Origin of the sequence: Undibacterium sp. Ren11W, from assembly GCF_049340485.1 — a bacterium.
Taxonomy (GTDB): domain Bacteria; phylum Pseudomonadota; class Gammaproteobacteria; order Burkholderiales; family Burkholderiaceae_D; genus Undibacterium.
Window position 1 is genome coordinate 1 of the sequence record NZ_JBMPPB010000040.1, and the last position, 281, is coordinate 281.

Annotated in this window: 1 protein-coding gene; it reads left to right on the forward strand. The window is 58.4% G+C overall.

What is annotated here, in order from left to right; translation table 11 throughout:
- A partial coding sequence (locus ACO0K8_RS22365; protein ID WP_422948860.1) for a hypothetical protein occupies positions 1-281 on the forward strand: 281 nt, incomplete at both ends.

Genomic DNA, 281 nt, shown 5'->3' on the forward strand with positions numbered 1-281 from the left:
AAGGCTCGACCTTATCCGTCACAGCTACCGTCACCGACCAAGCTGGCAATGTCTCCGCCCCGGGCACCGATGCAGCCACATTAGTGACTGTAACGAATGACGCACCCACTATCACCATCACCACCGACAGCAACAACGACGGCCTGATCAGTACAACAGAACTCGGTGCAGCAACGACAGTGGCAGTCACAGTCGCCTTGCCAGGTACGGCCAAGGCAGGCGACACCCTAACCATCACCGACGGCACGACTCCGCAAAGCCATGTCTTAACCGCCGCAGAA